Genomic DNA, 16126 nt, shown 5'->3' with positions numbered 1-16126 from the left:
GGACGGGCTACCAGCCCTGGACCTTCGAGGTGCCGTTCGGGGTGACCGCGATCTGGTCGAGCAGGAAGCCGCACTGGTTGTCGGCCTGGCAGGTCACCGAGATGGTGTGCGGGCCGGGCTGGGCCACGGTGCCGCTGACCCAGGAGGAGTACCAGGAGCTCTCCGGCGGCAGGCCGGGGCTGTAGTTGTTGAGCTTTATCGGGGTGTAGGTCGGCTTGCCGTCCACCGCGACGGTGGCGGTGGCGTTCGGGCCGCTGTTGTTGAAGCGCAGCCAGATCTGGAAGGTGCCGGCGGCGGGCACGTTCACGTCCCAGGAGACCGAGGCGCCCACCGTGCCGAGACCGTCGACGTACTTGCCGCCGGCCGCCTTCGCGCCCGCGACCTGCCCGGCGACCGTGCTGCCGCCGCCGAGCTTCATGCCGGCGGCGTCGGCGACGTCCGTCCCGCCGGAGAGCGCGGTGGTGCTGGGCGAGGAGTCGGCCGAGGGGCCGGCGCTGCCCGCGGCACCACCGGTGGCACCGCCGGACGGGGCGGCGGGCGCGGACTGGGCGGCGGCACCGGCCTTCGGCTTGCCGTCCGGGTCGCCGGTGGAGAGCGCGACGCCCGCACCGATGGCGACCGCGGCGACCACCGCGACGGCGCCGATGATCGCGGCCTTGCCGCGGCCCGCGGGCTTCTCCTCGCCGGGCCGGGGCCGGGAGCGCTCGGCGTAGCGGGACTGCTGGGGCAGCGCGGAGGTGGGCTCCGACCCGGCGAACCGGTCGGCGGGCTGCCCGGGGGCCCGGCCGTACCCGGCGGGGCCGGCCTGCGGGTGGACGGGGCGCTCGCCGTAGCTGGCGCGGCCGACCTCCATCGGGCGGCTGTAGCCGCTGCGGGGCCGCTCCGCGACGGGCTGCTCGCCCTCCGCCGGGCGGTAGAGGTACGCGAAGGGGTCGTCCTGAACCGCGTCTTCGGGCGGTGCGCCGTTGTCACCGGGCGTGGTCACGGTCGACTCCCCTGGAGCTGGATGGTCTCTGTACCCAGGGCACCCTACCTGGCCCGGCTGAGCGGGGGCCAAGCGGTTCAACCCGCCCGACGGTGCGAGCGCTCGCCGCGCGAGCCGCGGGCGGCGCCGCCGCGGGTGCGCTTCTCGTCGTACATCCGCTCGTCCGCCGAGTGCAGCACCTCGTCGATGCTCATGCCGCAGCCGGCCCAGCCGATGCCCAGGCTGACGCCGACCCGCACCGCCCGGTTGTCGATCCGCATCGGCGGCAGGATCGCCCCGCGCAGCCGCCCGGCCAGCTCCTTGGCCTCCTCGCGGCCGATGTTGTCGGCCAGGACGACGAACTCGTCGCCGCTCATCCGGGCCACCGTGTCGCCCTCCCGGACGACCTGCTGGAGGCGGCGGGCGATCTCGATCAGGACGGCGTCGCCGGTGTTGTGCCCGTGCCGGTCGTTGACCAGCTTGAACCCGTCGAGGTCGCAGTAGAGGACGGCCAGGCCGCGCTCGCCGGCGGGGGCGCCGCGGCGGTGGCCGTGCCACAGGTCGCCGGCGGGCTGCTCGGCGGGGACCACCGCGTGCACGTGGTGGGCGGGGGCGCCGGGGTACGGCGGCCGGTCGTCGGGGAAGGCGGCCAGGTCGCGCTCCAGGGGCCCGTCGGGGGCCGCGTAGCCGTGCGCGAGGGCGTCGGCCGCCCCGGGGGCCGGGCGGCCGTCCGCGGCGGCGTGGGAGGGCTGGTGGGGGGCGTCGGGGGGCGGCGCCTGGCCGGGTATCGCCGGGGGCGGGGCGACCGGACAGAGCCGGCGGGCCAGCCGGGCCCGCAGCTCGGCGCCGTTCGGCAGGCCGGTGAGTGCGTCGTGGCTGGCCCGGTGGGCGAGCTGGAGCTCGTGGCGCTTGCGGTCCTCGATGTCCTCGACGTGGGTCAGCAGGAAGCTGGGGCCCTCGGCGGCGTCGGCGACCACCGAGTTGCGCAGGCAGACCCACTGGTAGCCGCCGTCCCGGCGGGCCAGCCGCAGCTCGGCACGGCCGCCCTCGGCGCTGGTGCGCAGCAGCAGGTCGAGGTCGTCGGGGTGGACCAGGTCGACGAAGCGCTGCTGGCGCAGCGCGGCGCGGGGGCGGCCGAGCAGCCGGCACAGGGCGTCGTTGACCCGGCTGAGCTGGCCCATCGCGTCGCCGTGCAGCTCGGTGATGGCCATCCCGCTGGGGGCGTACTCGAAGGCCTGCCGGAAGGACTCCTCGCTGGCCCGCAGGGCCTGCTGCTCCTTCTCCAGCCGGGCCAGGGCGCGCTGCATCTCGGCCCGCAGCCGGGCGTTGCCGATGGCTATGGAGGCCTGCAGGGAGAACATCTCCAGCGCCTCGCGGGTCCAGGCGCCGGGGCGCTTGCCGCTGCGCGGGCGGTCCACCGAGAGGATGCCGAGCAGGTCGCCGCCGGCGCTGTACATCGGGGCGAGCAGCACGTCGGCGGGGTGCCAGTCGTTGCCGTAGACGGGCATCGGGCCGTCGCCGGTCCAGGTGGGGACGTCGGTGGCGATCGCCCAGCCGCGGTCGTGCGGCAGGAAGCGCAGGGTGCCCCAGTGGTCGGCGACCTGGAGCATCCGCTCCCAGGACTCGCGGGAGCCGACCTGGCCGAGCAGGACGGTGGGGCCGCCGAAGGCGTTCTCCTCGATCTCCCAGACGGCGGCGACCACGAGGTCGCCGTCGGGGCGCACCAGGCTGACCGCGGCGGCGTCGAACCCGAGCCCGTGGACCGCGCCCTCGACGACCGCCTGCAGGGTTCCCGCCAGGCTCCGGGCAGCGTTGAGGTCCGCCACGACCCGGTGCAAGGTGCGGAGGGTCGCGAGGCGGACGTAGGGCTCCGACTCGGCTTCCATGCGGGGGCTCCCCGGCTGCTTCGGATGGTTCTTGAAAGGTTGTCGTCCGATTGCCAGAAGAACTGAATCACAGCGAGCACTGCGATAGGCACGCTCGGTCAGCAATAGCCGGTGACTGTGACTCAAATCACACAATGATCAAGGAGTTGGCGACCAAAGGCCGAGCGGACCTACGACCACGGCCCGATACCGGCACGCCCGACCGGCGACTACCGTGCGGTACGTGTACAGCTCTCCGCAGTCCCCCGCCGCCCCCGCCGCCCCCGCCCCCGCGGCGGCCGGCGCCACCCCCGAGGAGTTCCGGGCCGCCCTCGGCCAACTCGCCGCGGGCGTCTCGCTGCTGACCGTGCACGACCCCGAGGACGACGAGGACGCGGGGATGACCGCGACCTCGTTCCTGTCGGTGTCGCTGGAGCCGCCGCTGGTGCTGGTCTCGCTCCGCACCGACTCCCGGATGGACGAGCTGCTGGCCCGGGCCGAGACCTGGGCGGTGTCGCTGCTCGGCGAGGAGCACCGCGCGCTCGCCTCCCGGTTCGCCATGAAGGGGCGGCTCAGCGACCGGCTGCTGTTCGGCGACGCCGCCTGGCACCGCGGCCCGCACGCGGGCGCCCCGCTGATCGACGGAGCGCTGGCCACCGTGGAGTGCCGCACCGAGCAGCGGATCGCGGCCGGCGACCACACCCTGGTGCTCGGCCGCGTCCTGGCCGCCGAGGTGCCGGCCCCGGCCGGACGGCCGCTGCTGTACCTGCGCGGCGGCTACCGGCAGCTGGGCTGACGGCCCGTCACTCCGGGCGGATGCGGCCCCGGCCCTGCTTGAGCCCCGAGCGGTGCCGCTTGGTCTCCAGCCGCCGCTCGACCATGCCCCGGCTGGGCTTGGTGGCCCGCCGGGCCTTCGGCGGCGGCGCGGTGGCCTCCCCCAGCAGCGCGGCCAGCCGGGCCGCGGCCACCTCCCGGTTGCGCCACTGCGAGCGGTGCTCGGAGGCCCGGACCACCAGCACCCCGTCCACCAGCCGGGAGGCCAGCCGCTCCAGGGCGCGCTCCTTCCACACCGCCGGCAGCGCGTCGGAGGAGGCGAGGTCCCAGCGCAGCTCGACCCGGGAGTCGGAGGTGTTCACGTGCTGTCCGCCGGGGCCGGAGGACCGCGAGAAGCGCCAGACGAGCTCGGCGTCGGGGACGACCACCGAGCCCCGTACGCGCACGGGCTCAGTCATGCGCCCATCATCCCGCCCGCCCCCGGCCCCCGTCACCTGGTTAAGCGGGCACAATGGCGGGCGTGATCGAGCTCGGCTACTCGCTGTCCACCCGCCTCCCCGACCCCCCGCAGACCGACTACCGCACCGCGTCGGTCCGCTCGCTGCGGCACGACCTGTTCGCGGGCGACGTGTACCTGGAGACGGACGAGGGCGCCGGGCTGGAGACCCGCTGGGGCTGGGTGCCGGTGCTGGACTTCGCCTGGGCGGTGTGCGACATCGCCGAGCGGCTCGACCAGGACCCGCGGGGCAGCCGGGAGGCCCGGGTGCGCACCGAGGACCTGGACTTCACCCAGAACACCGAACTGCTGCGCTTCGCCCGCCGGTTCGGCTGGGTGGAGATCACCGCGACCTGGCGCCCGGAAGACGAACCGCTGGTGGTCCGGCACGCCGAACTGCGCCGCGAGGCCAGGGACTTCCTGCAGGACGTGCTGGCCGACCTGACCGAGCTGCACGAGGGGCTCGCCGACAACCCGAACGTCTGGACCGTGCAGGGCCGTTACCCGAGAATCTGATCACGGCCCGAGCGCCGCCCGGGGGAGAACCGTCCGTCCACCAACCGGTGGAACCAATCGCGGCCCGTCCGGCGTTCTCTGGGCAAAACCGACCGAAGGGACACCACAGACCATGCCCGTGAGCCTCTCCAAGGGTGGCAACGTCTCGCTGACCAAGGAGGCCCCCGGCCTGACCGCGGTCACCGTCGGCCTCGGCTGGGACGTGCGCACCACCACCGGCGCCGAGTTCGACCTGGACGCCAGCGCGATCGTCCTGAACGGCGAAGGCAAGGTCTACTCGGACCGGCACTTCGTGTTCTTCAACAACACCAGCACCCCGGACAGCAGCGTCGTGCACACCGGCGACAACCGCACCGGCGAGGGCGCGGGCGACGACGAGTCGATCAACATCAACCTGGCCGCGCTGCCCGCCGACGTCACCAAGATCGTCTTCCCGGTGACCATCTACGACGGCATCAACCGCGGCCAGAGCTTCGGCCAGGTCCGCAACGCCTACATTCGGGTGCTCAACCAGGCCGGCGGCGCCGAGATCGCCCGCTACGACCTCTCCGAGGACGCCGCCACCGAGACCGCGATGATCTTCGGCGAGCTGTACCGCAACGGTGCCGAGTGGAAGTTCCGCGCCATCGGCCAGGGCTACGCCTCCGGCCTGGTCGGCATCGCCCAGGACTTCGGCGTCAACGTCTGACCCGGCACCACCGCGCGAACGGCCCCCGGAGGACTCCGGGGGCCGTTCGCGCACCGGGTCCGGTCAGGAGCGGCCGGCCCGCAGCTCCGGCAGCTCCAGCAGCTCGGTCTCGTCGTGCGCGGTGAGGTCGACCACCTCGGACTCGGTGTCCGACTCGGCGTGCTGGTGGCTCGGCGGCTGCTCCACCGCCTGGTGCGGCGGCTGCGCGGCGTCCACCGGGGTGCCGGCCGTCACCGCGTAGCGCTCGCTGTCGGCCAGCGCCTCGTCGCCCACCACGTCCGCCAGGTCGCCGACCGCGGGGGCCGCGGCGCCGGAGCGCAGCGCGGCCCGGGCCGCGCCGGGGCGGCCGAAGAAGCTGAACGCCGTGGCCCGCGGGCGCTGCGGCGCGGGAACGACCGGGCGCTGCTCCGGCCCGGGCAGCGCCGGGCCGACCGGGCGCAGCGCGGCGGCCGTGGCCGTCGGCACCGGCTCCGGCACCTTCGGGCGCAGCTCGACCTGGGCCCGCTCGTCCACCGCGCGGCGCGCCTCGGCGACCGCCGCCTGCCGCTCCAGGTGCCGCAGCGCGGCCTGCGCGCGGACGTAGGAGGCGGGCGTGACGGGGTGCTTGGGGCGGGCGGCCTCCACGGCCTCGCGGGCCGCCTCGGCCTCCTTCAGGGCCTGCTCGGCGACCATCACGGCGCGCTCGCGCAGCAGCCGGGCGATCTCGGTCTCGGCCTTGGCCAGCCGGGACTTCTCCGCGGTCAGCCGCCGCCCGAACCGGGTGGCGCGCTCCTCGGCGACCTCGGCCGCGTACTCGGCCTCGGCGATCTGCTCCTCGTAGCGCTCCTCGGCCCGCATCCGGCGCACCACGGCCAGCTGGGCGGAGGTCCGGGCGGCCCGGTCGCGCTGGCGCAGCACCAGGGCCAGGCCGACCACCGCGACGACCGCGGCGACGCCCACCGAGCGGGCCACCACCTGGTCCGGACTGGCCACCAGCGCGGCCAGCGCCGCGACCACGAGCACACCGGAGGCGACCGGCGGCAGCAGCCGGCCGAGGACGGAGGAATGACGGTGGCGTCCGCGAGACATGGCTAGAAACTAGCGTGCGCATCACGGCGCTGTCAGCCTCGCCCCCCATTCGGGCCTTGACAGTCCGCGAGAAGCACGGACGGCGACGGCCCGGTGACGGCCCGTCAGCGCGGAGAGGCGGCCGTCCCGCGCGGGTGCTCGGGGTCGTCGTGGTCGTCGGGCAGCTTGCAGATGTGCTGCAGCCACAGCGCCACCGCGATCACCGCCGCCCCGGCGAGCACCGCGAACAGCGCGGTGGCCGCCTGCGTCCGGCGGGCCGCGACGTCCAGCGAGCCGAGCAGGAACACCCCGACGCCCGCGTAGATCCCGGTCACCACCGCCGACACCAGCGCGCTGGCCTGTCCCAGCACCAGCGCCCGGGCCGCGTGCAGCGGGTCGACGCCCTTGGCGCCGGGCTGCCGCTCGCGCACCGCCTTGAGCCGCGAGCGCAGCGAGAGCGCCGCGGCCAGCAGCACCACGGCGACCGCCGCCAGCACGTACGGCGCGTAGGCGGGCACCCCGGGCAGCGTGTCCAGCGAGTCCCACAGCCGGGCGCCTCCCCAGGACAGCAGCCCGGTGATCGCGGTGATGCCGAGCAGCAGACGGAGACGGAGCGGCTTCACGCGGACGGGCTTCCTTCCAGTGGGACGACGGCGGGGGCACGACCAGGCCACCGTACCGGCCCGGCCGCACCCGCAGGGAGCTACGCCCGCGTGCGCCCGGAAGTTCCCGGGCGCCGAGCGGGCTACTCGGGCAGCCGCAGCTGCAGGTCGGCGCGGAGCCGCACGCCCTGCGCCCTGGCCCCGCCCAGGCCCGCCAGCAGCTCGGCGACCGGGCCGCGGCCCGGTACCTCGGCCGCCGGGTCGGCGTCCTGCCAGGGCGCCAGCACGAACGCCCGCTCGTGCGCCCGCGGGTGGGGCAGCGTCAGGTGCGGGTCGTCGCTGGTGACGCCCTCGTAGGCGAGCACGTCGACGTCCAGGGTGCGCGGGCCCCAGCGGACGGTGCGGACCCGGCCGAACGCGTCCTCCACCGCGTTGGCCCGCTCCAGCAGGTCCCGCGGGGGCAGCGAGGTGCGCAGCACGGCGACGGCGTTGAAGTAGCTCGGCTGGTCCTCGGGGCCGCCGACGGCCTCCGTCTCGTACACCGCGGACAGTGCGGTCACCCGCACCCCCGGGGTGTCCGCCAGCGCGTCGACGGCGCCCTGGAGGGTCTCCAGGCGGTTGCCCAGGTTGCTGCCGAGGGCGACGGCGGCGGTGCGGGAGTCGTGCAGGGTGGACTCCACGCGGTCCACCCTGCCCTGCAGGTCGAACGTGGTCGGCGTGGCGGTCGGGTCGGTCGTGGCCAATGGAGTTCCCTCTGCTCGGGCTCCACCGGGCGCGGTCAGGCGCGGCCCCGGCGGATCGTGATGGTGACGTCGTCGAACGGGACGGTGATCGGGGCGTCCGGCTTGTGCACGGTGACCTCGACCTCCTCGACCACCTCGTGGCGCAGGCACTGGTCGGCGATCCGCTGGGCCAGCGTCTCGATCAGGTCGACCGGGTCGCCCGCGATCACCGCGGTGACCTCCTCCGCGATCACGCCGTAGTGGGCGGTGCGGGTCAGGTCGTCGCCCGCGGCGGCCGGCCGGGTGTCGAGGAACAGCGTCAGGTCGACCACGAAGGTCTGCCCCTCGACCCGCTCCCGTTCGAAGACGCCGTGGTGGCCCCGGGCACGGAGCCCGCGCAGGGTGACGCGGTCCAGCAAAAGAATCACTGCTCCCAGCTGACGGCCCCGCCGGGGCGGGGAACGGCGGGCACCGTCGCCCGCCGCCCCTCGAATCTACCTTCGAGCACCGACCGCCCGGGACCGCCTCCCCGTCCGCCCACCCGATCGGACCGGCCGCCGCGGCCCTTGACGCCGCCGCGCTACTCGTCCTCGTCGTCCTCGTCGTCCCCGCTGGTGAGCACCGGCGACCCGTGGTGCGACCACAGCTTCCAGCCCGCCGGCGTCCGCCGGAACAGGTTCGTCGACACCACCTTGCCGCCCACCAGCGGCCCCAGCTCGCCCTCCTCCTCCGGCTCGCCGCCGGACAGGATGTTCTCCGTGCAGGTCACCAGGGCCACGTCGCCCTGCACGTCCACCTCGACGTCGGTCAGGAAGAACTGGATGTACTCGGTGTTCGCCATGATCAGCATGTACGAGCGGGTCACCTGGGCCCGGCCGATCAGCGCCGGCCACCCCGGGTGGACGCAGAACACCCCGCTCTTGTCGTCCGCCTCGTCCGGCCCCAGCCAGATCGTCTCGACGGCCTCCAGGTCGCCGTTCTCCAGCGCCTCGTACAGCGCCTGGTTGACCGCCAGGACCGCTTCCCCGTCCGCCTCCGGCGCCGCCGCCCGGTCGTTGCCGCCACTCACTGCATCCGCCACGTCTACCCCCTCTGCGCCGCCTGCTCCCAGGCCGCGACGACTCGTACGGCGTCAGCCGTGCCGGACACGTCATGCACCCGCACCGCCCAGGCGCCCGCCCTCGCCGCCAGCACCGAGACCGCCGCCGTGGCGTCGTCCCGCTGCCGCGCCGGGCGCAGCTCCCCGGTTTCCGGGTTGGCCAGCAGCGTACCCAGGAAGCGCTTGCGCGAAGCCGCCACCAGCACCGGCCGTCCCAGCGCCGTCAGCGCGTCCAGCCGGCCCAGCAGGGCCCAGTTGTGGGCGCCGGTCTTGGCGAACCCCAGGCCCGGGTCGAGGATCAGCTGCTCCTCCTTCACCCCCGCGGCCAGCAGTTCCTCCACCCGGACGGTCAGCTCGCGCACCACGTCCGCGACCACGTCGCCGTACACCGCGCGGGAGTCCATGTCCGCGGACTGGCCGCGCCAGTGCATCACCACGAACGGCGCGCCGGTGCCGGCCACCACCCCGGCCATCTCCGGGTCGGCGAGCCCGCCGGACACGTCGTTGACCAGCCGGGCGCCCGCCGCGAGGGCCGCCGCGGCGACGCCCGCCCGCATGGTGTCCACCGAGACCACCGCCCCGGCCCGGGCCAGCTCGGCGACCACCGGCACCACCCGGCGCAGCTCCTCCGCCTCGGTCACCCGCACCGCGCCCGGCCGGGTCGACTCCCCGCCCACGTCCACCAGGTCCGCCCCGCGCGCCACCAGGTCCAGCCCGTGCGCCACCGCCCGCGCCGGGTCCAGCCACAGCCCCCCGTCCGAGAACGAGTCCGGCGTGACGTTGACCACCCCCATCACCGCGCAGCGCTCAAGGACGGGCAGACCGGGGACGTTCTCGCTCATGCGTCCCATTATCGACGCACCGGGTGGAACCACTCCCCCGGACGTGGCCGACCGGGGCGCGGGGAACCGCGCGACCGGCCCGGCACCCGCCGCGGGGTCGCGGGGGGACGGCGACCCCCCGCCCGCCCCGCGACCCCGCCGCGCGCCTACGCGGCCCTGCCCAACTGCGCCACGGGCTCCGCCGTCAGGCTCTGGCGCTGCCGCTTGCGGCCGAAGCGCGGCATGCCGAGGGTGATGAACGCCTCCGCCTGCATCGCGGCGAAGCCGATCCGCGGCAGGTCCCGGGTGTGCGGGTAGACCAGGAAGCGCGGCTCCCAGCTCGGCTGGAACTTCGCGTTGAACTTGTACAGCGACTCGATCTGGAACCAGCGCGAGAGGAACACCAGCAGCCCGCGCCAGGCCCGCAGCACCGGGCCCGCCCCGATCCGCTCGCCGCGGGCGAGCGCCGAGCGGAACATCGCGAAGTTCAGCGAGACCCGCCGCACGCCCATCGCCCCGACCTCCTGGAGGGCGGCGACGATCAGCAGCTCGTTGAGGCCGGGGTCGGCCTCCCGGTCGCGGCGCATCAGCTCCAGCGAGATGCCGTCCTCGCCCCACGGGACGAAGTGCAGCACCGCCTTCAGGTCGTCGGCGGCGTCGGCGCCCGCCTCCCCCTCCTCGGGGCCTTGTGCGCGGTGACGACCACGCAGTCGTCGTCCCCGGCGTCGCCGAACCGGCCGAGCGCCATGGAGAAGCCGCGCTCGGTGTCGGTGCCGCGCCAGCGGGCCGCCGCGTCGCCGATCCGCCGCTTCTCGTCGAGGGTGAGGTCGCCGACCCGGCGGACCTTGCAGGAGTAGCCGTTGCGCTCGATCCGCTTGACCATCTGGCGGACGTTGCGCATCGCGCGGCCGGAGAGCGAGAAGGAGGCGGTGTCGACGATCGCCTCGTCGCCGAGTTCGAGCGCGTCCAGCCCGGCCTCCCGGGTCCACACCTCGCCGCCGACCTCGGAGCAGCCCATCACGGCGGGCACCCAGGCGTGCTCGCGGGCGGTCGTCATGAAGACCTTGATCGCGCCGGGCCACGCCTCGACGTCGCCGACCGGGTCGCCGGAGGCCAGCATCACGCCGGAGACCACCCGGTAGGAGATCGCGGCCTTGCCGGTCGGCGAGAACAGCACGCTCTTGTCGCGGCGCAGCGCGAAGTAGCCGAGCGAGTCGCGCCGGCCGTGCCGGGCCAGCAGCTCGCGGACCCGCAGCTCGTCCTCGGGGGTGAGCTCGGGCTCGGGCTTCTCCGGGCGCAGCGCCAGGTACGCGGTGGTGAGGGCGGTGACCAGGCCGAGCGCGCCGAGCGAGTAGCCGACCAGGTCGGCGATCCGGTCGGAGGTGTAGTGGATCGGGCCGCCGAAGCCGAACAGGCCGTAGCCGACCTGCTCCAGCCGCTGGAACAGCGACGGGTCGCCGACCTCCGCCTTCCAGCGGACCGAGACCACGACCAGGCCGAGCAGCACCGAGACGACGCCGAGCACGGCGAAGTTGAGCACCGCGCGCCAGCGGGTGCGCGGGTCGGCCTTGGCGTAGAACTCGCGCCGGTGCACCAGCATCACCGCGAGCAGCGCCAGCGAGATCGCGGCCTGCCCGAACTGGTGCCAGCGCAGCAGGTGCAGCGCCGCGCCGACCGGCAGCAGCACGCACACCGCCCGCCAGGCCCGCGCCTTGCGGCGGCGCAGCGCGTGCGCCAGCAGCACCAGCAGCACGCCGACCATCAGGGTGCCGGCGGCGGCCAGCGTGGTGGTGCCGCCGGGCAGCTGGCCGACCACGGTGTGCACCTTGGTGAACCGCAGCCTGGGCGAGACCGCGCAGGCGATGTCGATCAGGCCGATGGCCAGGCAGGCGTACCCGACCGCCCCCGGCAGCCAGGCCCGCGGCACCGCGGCGGCCTGGTGGCGGAGCGCCCGCAGACCGCGCGGGCGGGGTGCGTCGGGGGTCGTCTCAGCGGACACGGGAGCGCTCATGGAAACTCAGCCTAGAGGCACCGGGGCGCTGGGCGCGCACTCCGGGAGCCGGGGCGTGATGGACTCTCATGACTGTTCCTTTTTCTGGCAATCCGCACGTCAAGCGCGGTCCACGGGAGGTTCGGGTCCGCTCGCCGGGGGCCCGGTTCGAACGGTTGCGCTCATCGGTCCGGGGGACACGGCGCCCCGGCCCGACCGCACCCGTGACCGCCTGTCCGGCGGTTCGGCGCGTCCGGCATCCCGATGGACGCCGCGGCCCAGTGCGGCGGTTCCCCCACCCGTGGCACGTATTCGCACGGGCTTCCGACGCCCGGTCAGCGTACCCCGGATCGCTTCCGACGGACCGTCAGATGACGATGGCGGTGCGGGAGTCGAGGAGGGACCGGAAGGCATGGAGCTGACCAGCCGGACGTTGGTGTACGCGCTGACCGCGGCGGCCGCGGCCGCCCTGCTCGGCACCCTGTGGCTGTGGCCCCGGCTGGCCCGGCAGCGCCCGCTGCCGGTGCTCGGCCGGCTCGCCCTGCTGACGGTCACCCAACTGGCCGTCCTGGGGGTGCTGCTGCTGTCGGTGAACAACGCCTACGGCTTCTACAGCTCCTGGAACGACCTGCTGCACCCCGGCGCCGCGGCGCTCGCGCCGGTCGGCGCGCAGGTGCCCGGGGCTGCGCCGGAGACCGGGCAGCTGGTGCGGCCCACCGACGAGGGCGGGCTGGAGACCGTCAAGGAGGTGCTGCCCGCCGGGCCGCCCGAGGAGGTCGGCCGGGTCGACTCGGTACGGATCACCGGCCCCGCCTCCGGCCTGTCCGACCAGGTCTTCGTCTACCTGCCGCCGGAGTACTTCAACCCGCGCTACGTCCGCGAGCGCTTCCCGGTGCTGCTCGCCCTGGCCGGCTACCCCGGGCCCTCGCTGCACCTGGTCGAGGGGCTGCGGCTGCCGCGGACCGCCGCCGAGCTGCAGCGCGCCGGGAAGCTGGCGCCGACCGTGATCGTGATGGCCCGCCCGACCGTGGCCCCGCCGCGCAACACCGAGTGCGTGGACGTCCCGGGCGGGCCGAAGGCGGAGACCTGGTTCGCCGAGGACGTCCCGGCGGCGGTCCGCTCCGCGTACCGGGTCAGCCGCTCGGCGGACTCCTGGGGCGTGTTCGGCTACTCCACCGGCGGGTCCTGCGCGCTGCGGCTGGCGATGCGGCACCCCGGCACGTTCCGGACCGCGGCCGGGATGCACGCCGACTACACCGTCCCGAACGACCGCTGGACGGACGGCGACCTGTTCCGCGGCGACCAGGACGCCGCCCGCCGGTCCGACCTGACCTGGCGGCTGAAGAACCTGCCCGCGCCGCGGAACGACCTGCTGCTGGTCTCCACCCGGGCCGAGGCCGACTTCGCGGCCACCGAGCGGTTCCTGGCCGCGGCCCGGCAGGTGTCCGCGGCTCACCCCGAGCTGAAGGTGGACTCGATCTTCCTGCCCGACGGCGGGCACTCCTTCGAGACCTGGCGGCGCGAGCTGCCCGCCACCCTGGAGTGGCTGGGCGACCATCTCGACCCGCCGCCGGACCGCGAGCCGCACTCCTGAGCCCCCGAACCCCGGCCCCGCGCCCCCGGAGACGTGCCGGGGGCGCCACCCCGTATGGGTGGCGCCCCGGTCAGCGGGCCGACGGCGCGTCAGCGACCGCCGATGATCAGGCTCATCGCCTCGTTGCGGGTGGCCGGGTCGCGCAGCTGGCCGCGGACGGCGGAGGTGAGCGTCTTGGCGCCGGGCTTGCGGATGCCGCGCATCGACATGCACATGTGCTCGCACTCGAACACCACGATCGCGCCGCGCGGCTCCAGGATGCGCATCAGCGCGTCGGCGACCTGGCTGGTCAACCGCTCCTGCACCTGCGGCCGGCGGGCGTACACGTCGACCAGCCGGGCCAGCTTGGACAGGCCGGTGATCTTGCCGCTGGTGGACGGGATGTAGCCGACGTGCGCGACGCCGCGGAACGGCACCAGGTGGTGCTCGCAGGTGGAGTACACCTCGATGTCCTTGACCAGCACCATCTCGTCGTGGCCGAGGTCGAAGGTGGTGGTCAGCACGTCCTCCGGCTGCTGCCACAGGCCGGCGAATATCTCCCGGTAGGCGCGGGCCACCCGGGCCGGGGTCTCCAGCAGGCCCTCGCGGTCCGGGTCCTCCCCGACGGCGAGGAGCAGCTCGCGGACGGCGTTCTCGGCCCGCTTCTGGTCGAACTCGCGGACGGGGGACCCACCGTCGAGCGTCACCGGATCGATCATGCGTGCCTCGCTGCTCGTCAGTCGGAAAATCTCGGTCAAGGGGGTGAAGAGGGTCGGCGCAGCACGAATGCCGCGCTTCCAGGGTACAAACCCCGGAAACGCGGCATCCATTCCGAACTGGGTGGTCGGCCCGATCAGCTCTCGACCTGGCCGCCGTCGACCGGCGGGAGCTTCACGATGTCGACCGGGTCACCCGCGGTCGGCGCGGCGCCGTTGGTCAGCGCCAGCTCCTTCGGCGACTGCACCGGCGGCCGGGTGGACGGGGTGCGGCGGGCCGACCCAGTCCAGGCCGGACGCGGGGGACGCTTGATCACCGGAGTGAAGATCTCGGCGATCTGCTCCTTGTTCAGCGTCTCCTTCTCCAGCAGTTCGAGCACCAGGTTGTCCAGCACGTCCCGGTTCTCGACCAGGATCTCCCAGGCGTCGTTGTGCGCGGTCTCGATCAGCTTCTTGACCTCCTCGTCCACCAGCCCGGCGACCTCTTCCGAGTAGTCGCGCTGGTGGCCCATCTCACGGCCGAGGAACGGCTCGGAGTCGGAGGTGCCGAACTTGATCGCGCCCAAGCGCTCGCTCATGCCGTACTGGGTGACCATGGCCCGCGCGGTGGCGGTGGCCTTCTCGATGTCGTTCGAGGCGCCGGTGGTCGGGTCGTGGAAGACCAGCTCCTCCGCCGCCCGGCCGCCCAGCATGTAGGACAGCTGGTCGAGCATCTCGTTGCGGGTGGTCGAGTACTTGTCCTCGTCCGGCAGCACCATCGTGTAGCCCAGGGCGCGGCCCCGGGACAGGATGGTGATCTTGTGCACCGGATCGGAGTAGTTGCAGGCCGCCGCGACCAGGGCGTGGCCGCCCTCGTGGTACGCGGTGATCTTCTTCTCCTTCTCGGACATGATCCGCGAGCGCTTCTGCGGACCGGCCACGACGCGGTCGATCGCCTCGTCCAGCGTCTGGTTGTCGATCAGCTTCTTCTCGGAGCGCGCGGTGAGCAGCGCCGCCTCGTTCAGCACGTTCGACAGGTCGGCGCCGGTGAAGCCGGGGGTGCGCTTGGCGACGGCCGAGAGGTCGACGTCCGGCGCGATCGGCTTGCCCTTCTGGTGCACCTTGAGGATGTCCAGCCGGCCCTGGAGGTCCGGGCGGTCGACGGCGATCTGCCGGTCGAAGCGGCCGGGGCGCAGCAGCGCCGGGTCCAGGATGTCGGGGCGGTTGGTGGCGGCGATCAGGATGACGCCGCCCTTGACGTCGAAGCCGTCCATCTCGACCAGCAGCTGGTTGAGGGTCTGCTCGCGCTCGTCGTGGCCGCCGCCGAGGCCCGCGCCGCGGTGCCGGCCGACGGCGTCGATCTCGTCGACGAAGATGATCGCCGGGGCGTTCGCCTTGGCCTGCTCGAACAGGTCGCGGACCCGGCTGGCGCCGACGCCGACGAACATCTCGACGAAGTCGGAGCCCGAGATCGAGTAGAACGGCACGCCCGCCTCGCCCGCGACGGCGCGGGCCAGCAGGGTCTTGCCGGTGCCGGGCGGGCCGTACAGCAGCACGCCCTTGGGGATCTTGGCGCCGACCGCCTGGAACTTGGCCGGTTCCTGGAGGAACTCCTTGATCTCGTGGAGCTCCTCGACCGCCTCGTCGGCGCCCGCGACGTCCGCGAAGGTGGTCTTCGGGGTGTCCTTGGTGAGCAGTTTGGCCTTGGACTTGCCGAACTGCATGACCCGGGAGCCGCCGCCCTGCATCTGGTTCATCAGGAACAGGAAGACCAGGACGATGATCACGATCGGGAGCATCGAGAAGAGCAGGCTGACGATCGTCGACTGCTTCTCGGGGCTGACCGTGTAACCGTCGGCGATCTGCCCGCCGGCGTACTTGTCCTGGAGGTTCTTGGCCAGATCGGCGGCCTGCTGCTCGCCGGTGTAGGAGGCCTGGAAGCGGGTGCCGGACGGCGACTTGCCGTTCGAGCCGGCCTTCAGCTTCTGGCCGTCCTGCAGCTGGATCTTGATGAGGTTCGAGTCACCGGTGGTGAGCTGCGCCGACTTCACCTGGTTGTTGTCGATGGCGCTGACGATCTGCCCGGTGTCCGCAGTTTTGTAGCCGCTCGAATCCGAGACGAGCTCCATCAACGCGAACACGGCGAGGGCGGCCAGCACGACCCACATGATCGGCGCACGGAAGTATCGCTTGACGTCCATCCATGCGGGGCGTCACCGCCCCGTCCCTCCTGCCAGTTCAACGGGCGCTGCTCGGCTGTGGGGCCTCGGCGCA

The 16126-nt window shown here is 73.9% G+C and carries 15 protein-coding genes and 1 pseudogene; 4 read left to right on the top strand and 12 right to left on the bottom strand.

Features of this window, described 5'->3' with window-relative positions:
- Positions 1-7: 7 nt before the first annotated feature.
- On the bottom strand, positions 8-985 hold the full coding sequence (locus tag QMQ26_RS20165) for a carbohydrate-binding protein (protein WP_100836823.1): 978 nt from the start codon (positions 983-985) through the stop codon (positions 8-10).
- A 77-nt stretch (positions 986-1062) separates the two neighbouring features.
- A complete protein-coding gene (locus tag QMQ26_RS20160; RefSeq protein WP_282202222.1) occupies positions 1063-2850 on the bottom strand; it encodes a GGDEF domain-containing protein in 1788 nt (595 codons plus the stop codon).
- Positions 2851-3073: 223 nt separating this feature from the next.
- On the opposite strand from QMQ26_RS20160, the gene QMQ26_RS20155 reads away from it, so the two are divergent.
- A complete protein-coding gene (locus QMQ26_RS20155) occupies positions 3074-3625 on the top strand; it encodes a flavin reductase family protein (RefSeq protein WP_282202221.1) in 552 nt (183 codons plus the stop codon).
- 7 nt (positions 3626-3632) lie between these two features.
- On the opposite strand, the gene arfB is transcribed toward QMQ26_RS20155, so the two are convergent.
- Positions 3633-4061 carry an alternative ribosome rescue aminoacyl-tRNA hydrolase ArfB gene (gene arfB, locus QMQ26_RS20150; RefSeq protein WP_100836825.1) on the bottom strand — a complete coding sequence of 143 codons (429 nt, stop codon included), beginning with the start codon at positions 4059-4061 and terminating at the stop codon, positions 3633-3635.
- Between the two features lie 62 nt (positions 4062-4123).
- On the opposite strand from arfB, the gene QMQ26_RS20145 reads away from it, so the two are divergent.
- Both QMQ26_RS20145 and QMQ26_RS20140 read left to right on the top strand, forming a co-directional pair.
- Entirely contained in the window at positions 4124-4615 is a 492-nt protein-coding gene (locus tag QMQ26_RS20145; protein ID WP_100838541.1) for a hypothetical protein, read from the top strand.
- Between the two features lie 112 nt (positions 4616-4727).
- Positions 4728-5303, top strand: a complete 576-nt coding sequence (locus QMQ26_RS20140) for a TerD family protein (protein ID WP_282202220.1) — start codon at positions 4728-4730, stop codon at positions 5301-5303.
- Between the two features lie 63 nt (positions 5304-5366).
- Here the strand turns inward: QMQ26_RS20140 and QMQ26_RS20135 are convergent, their stop codons facing one another.
- From QMQ26_RS20135 to QMQ26_RS20105, 7 genes and pseudogenes are all read right to left on the bottom strand, one after another.
- Positions 5367-6371: a hypothetical protein gene (locus QMQ26_RS20135; RefSeq protein ID WP_282202219.1), complete on the bottom strand. Its 1005-nt coding sequence runs from the start codon at positions 6369-6371 to the stop codon at positions 5367-5369.
- Between the two features lie 104 nt (positions 6372-6475).
- The gene (locus tag QMQ26_RS20130) at positions 6476-6973 is read right to left on the bottom strand and encodes a DUF3180 domain-containing protein (protein ID WP_282202218.1); all 498 of its coding nucleotides are present in this window, start codon (positions 6971-6973) and stop codon (positions 6476-6478) included.
- 122 nt (positions 6974-7095) lie between these two features.
- A complete protein-coding gene (gene folK / locus QMQ26_RS20125; RefSeq protein ID WP_282202217.1) occupies positions 7096-7695 on the bottom strand; it encodes a 2-amino-4-hydroxy-6-hydroxymethyldihydropteridine diphosphokinase in 600 nt (199 codons plus the stop codon).
- Positions 7696-7730: 35 nt separating this feature from the next.
- Positions 7731-8090: a dihydroneopterin aldolase gene (folB, locus tag QMQ26_RS20120; RefSeq protein WP_100838542.1), complete on the bottom strand. Its 360-nt coding sequence runs from the start codon at positions 8088-8090 to the stop codon at positions 7731-7733.
- Between the two features lie 164 nt (positions 8091-8254).
- Positions 8255-8755, bottom strand: a complete 501-nt coding sequence (locus QMQ26_RS20115; RefSeq protein ID WP_282202216.1) for a nuclear transport factor 2 family protein — start codon at positions 8753-8755, stop codon at positions 8255-8257.
- Positions 8756-8757: 2 nt separating this feature from the next.
- Positions 8758-9624, bottom strand: a complete 867-nt coding sequence (gene folP, locus QMQ26_RS20110) for a dihydropteroate synthase (RefSeq protein ID WP_100836832.1) — start codon at positions 9622-9624, stop codon at positions 8758-8760.
- Between the two features lie 137 nt (positions 9625-9761).
- Positions 9762-11605 (bottom strand): annotated as a pseudogene (locus QMQ26_RS20105) (phosphatidylglycerol lysyltransferase domain-containing protein).
- Between the two features lie 391 nt (positions 11606-11996).
- Here QMQ26_RS20105 and QMQ26_RS20100 point away from each other — a divergent pair.
- Entirely contained in the window at positions 11997-13178 is a 1182-nt protein-coding gene (locus tag QMQ26_RS20100; protein WP_282202215.1) for an alpha/beta hydrolase, read from the top strand.
- Between the two features lie 89 nt (positions 13179-13267).
- On the opposite strand, the gene folE is transcribed toward QMQ26_RS20100, so the two are convergent.
- Positions 13268-13876, bottom strand: a complete 609-nt coding sequence (gene folE, locus QMQ26_RS20095) for a GTP cyclohydrolase I FolE (protein WP_100836835.1) — start codon at positions 13874-13876, stop codon at positions 13268-13270.
- A 134-nt stretch (positions 13877-14010) separates the two neighbouring features.
- Positions 14011-16053: an ATP-dependent zinc metalloprotease FtsH gene (gene ftsH / locus QMQ26_RS20090; RefSeq protein ID WP_282202214.1), complete on the bottom strand. Its 2043-nt coding sequence runs from the start codon at positions 16051-16053 to the stop codon at positions 14011-14013.
- Positions 16054-16126 lie beyond the last annotated feature (73 nt).

This window comes from Kitasatospora fiedleri (genome assembly GCF_948472415.1).
GTDB lineage: Bacteria > Actinomycetota > Actinomycetes > Streptomycetales > Streptomycetaceae > Kitasatospora > Kitasatospora fiedleri.
Note: the sequence above shows the minus strand (reverse complement) of the source record. Positions and strands in the feature narration are given on the sequence as shown.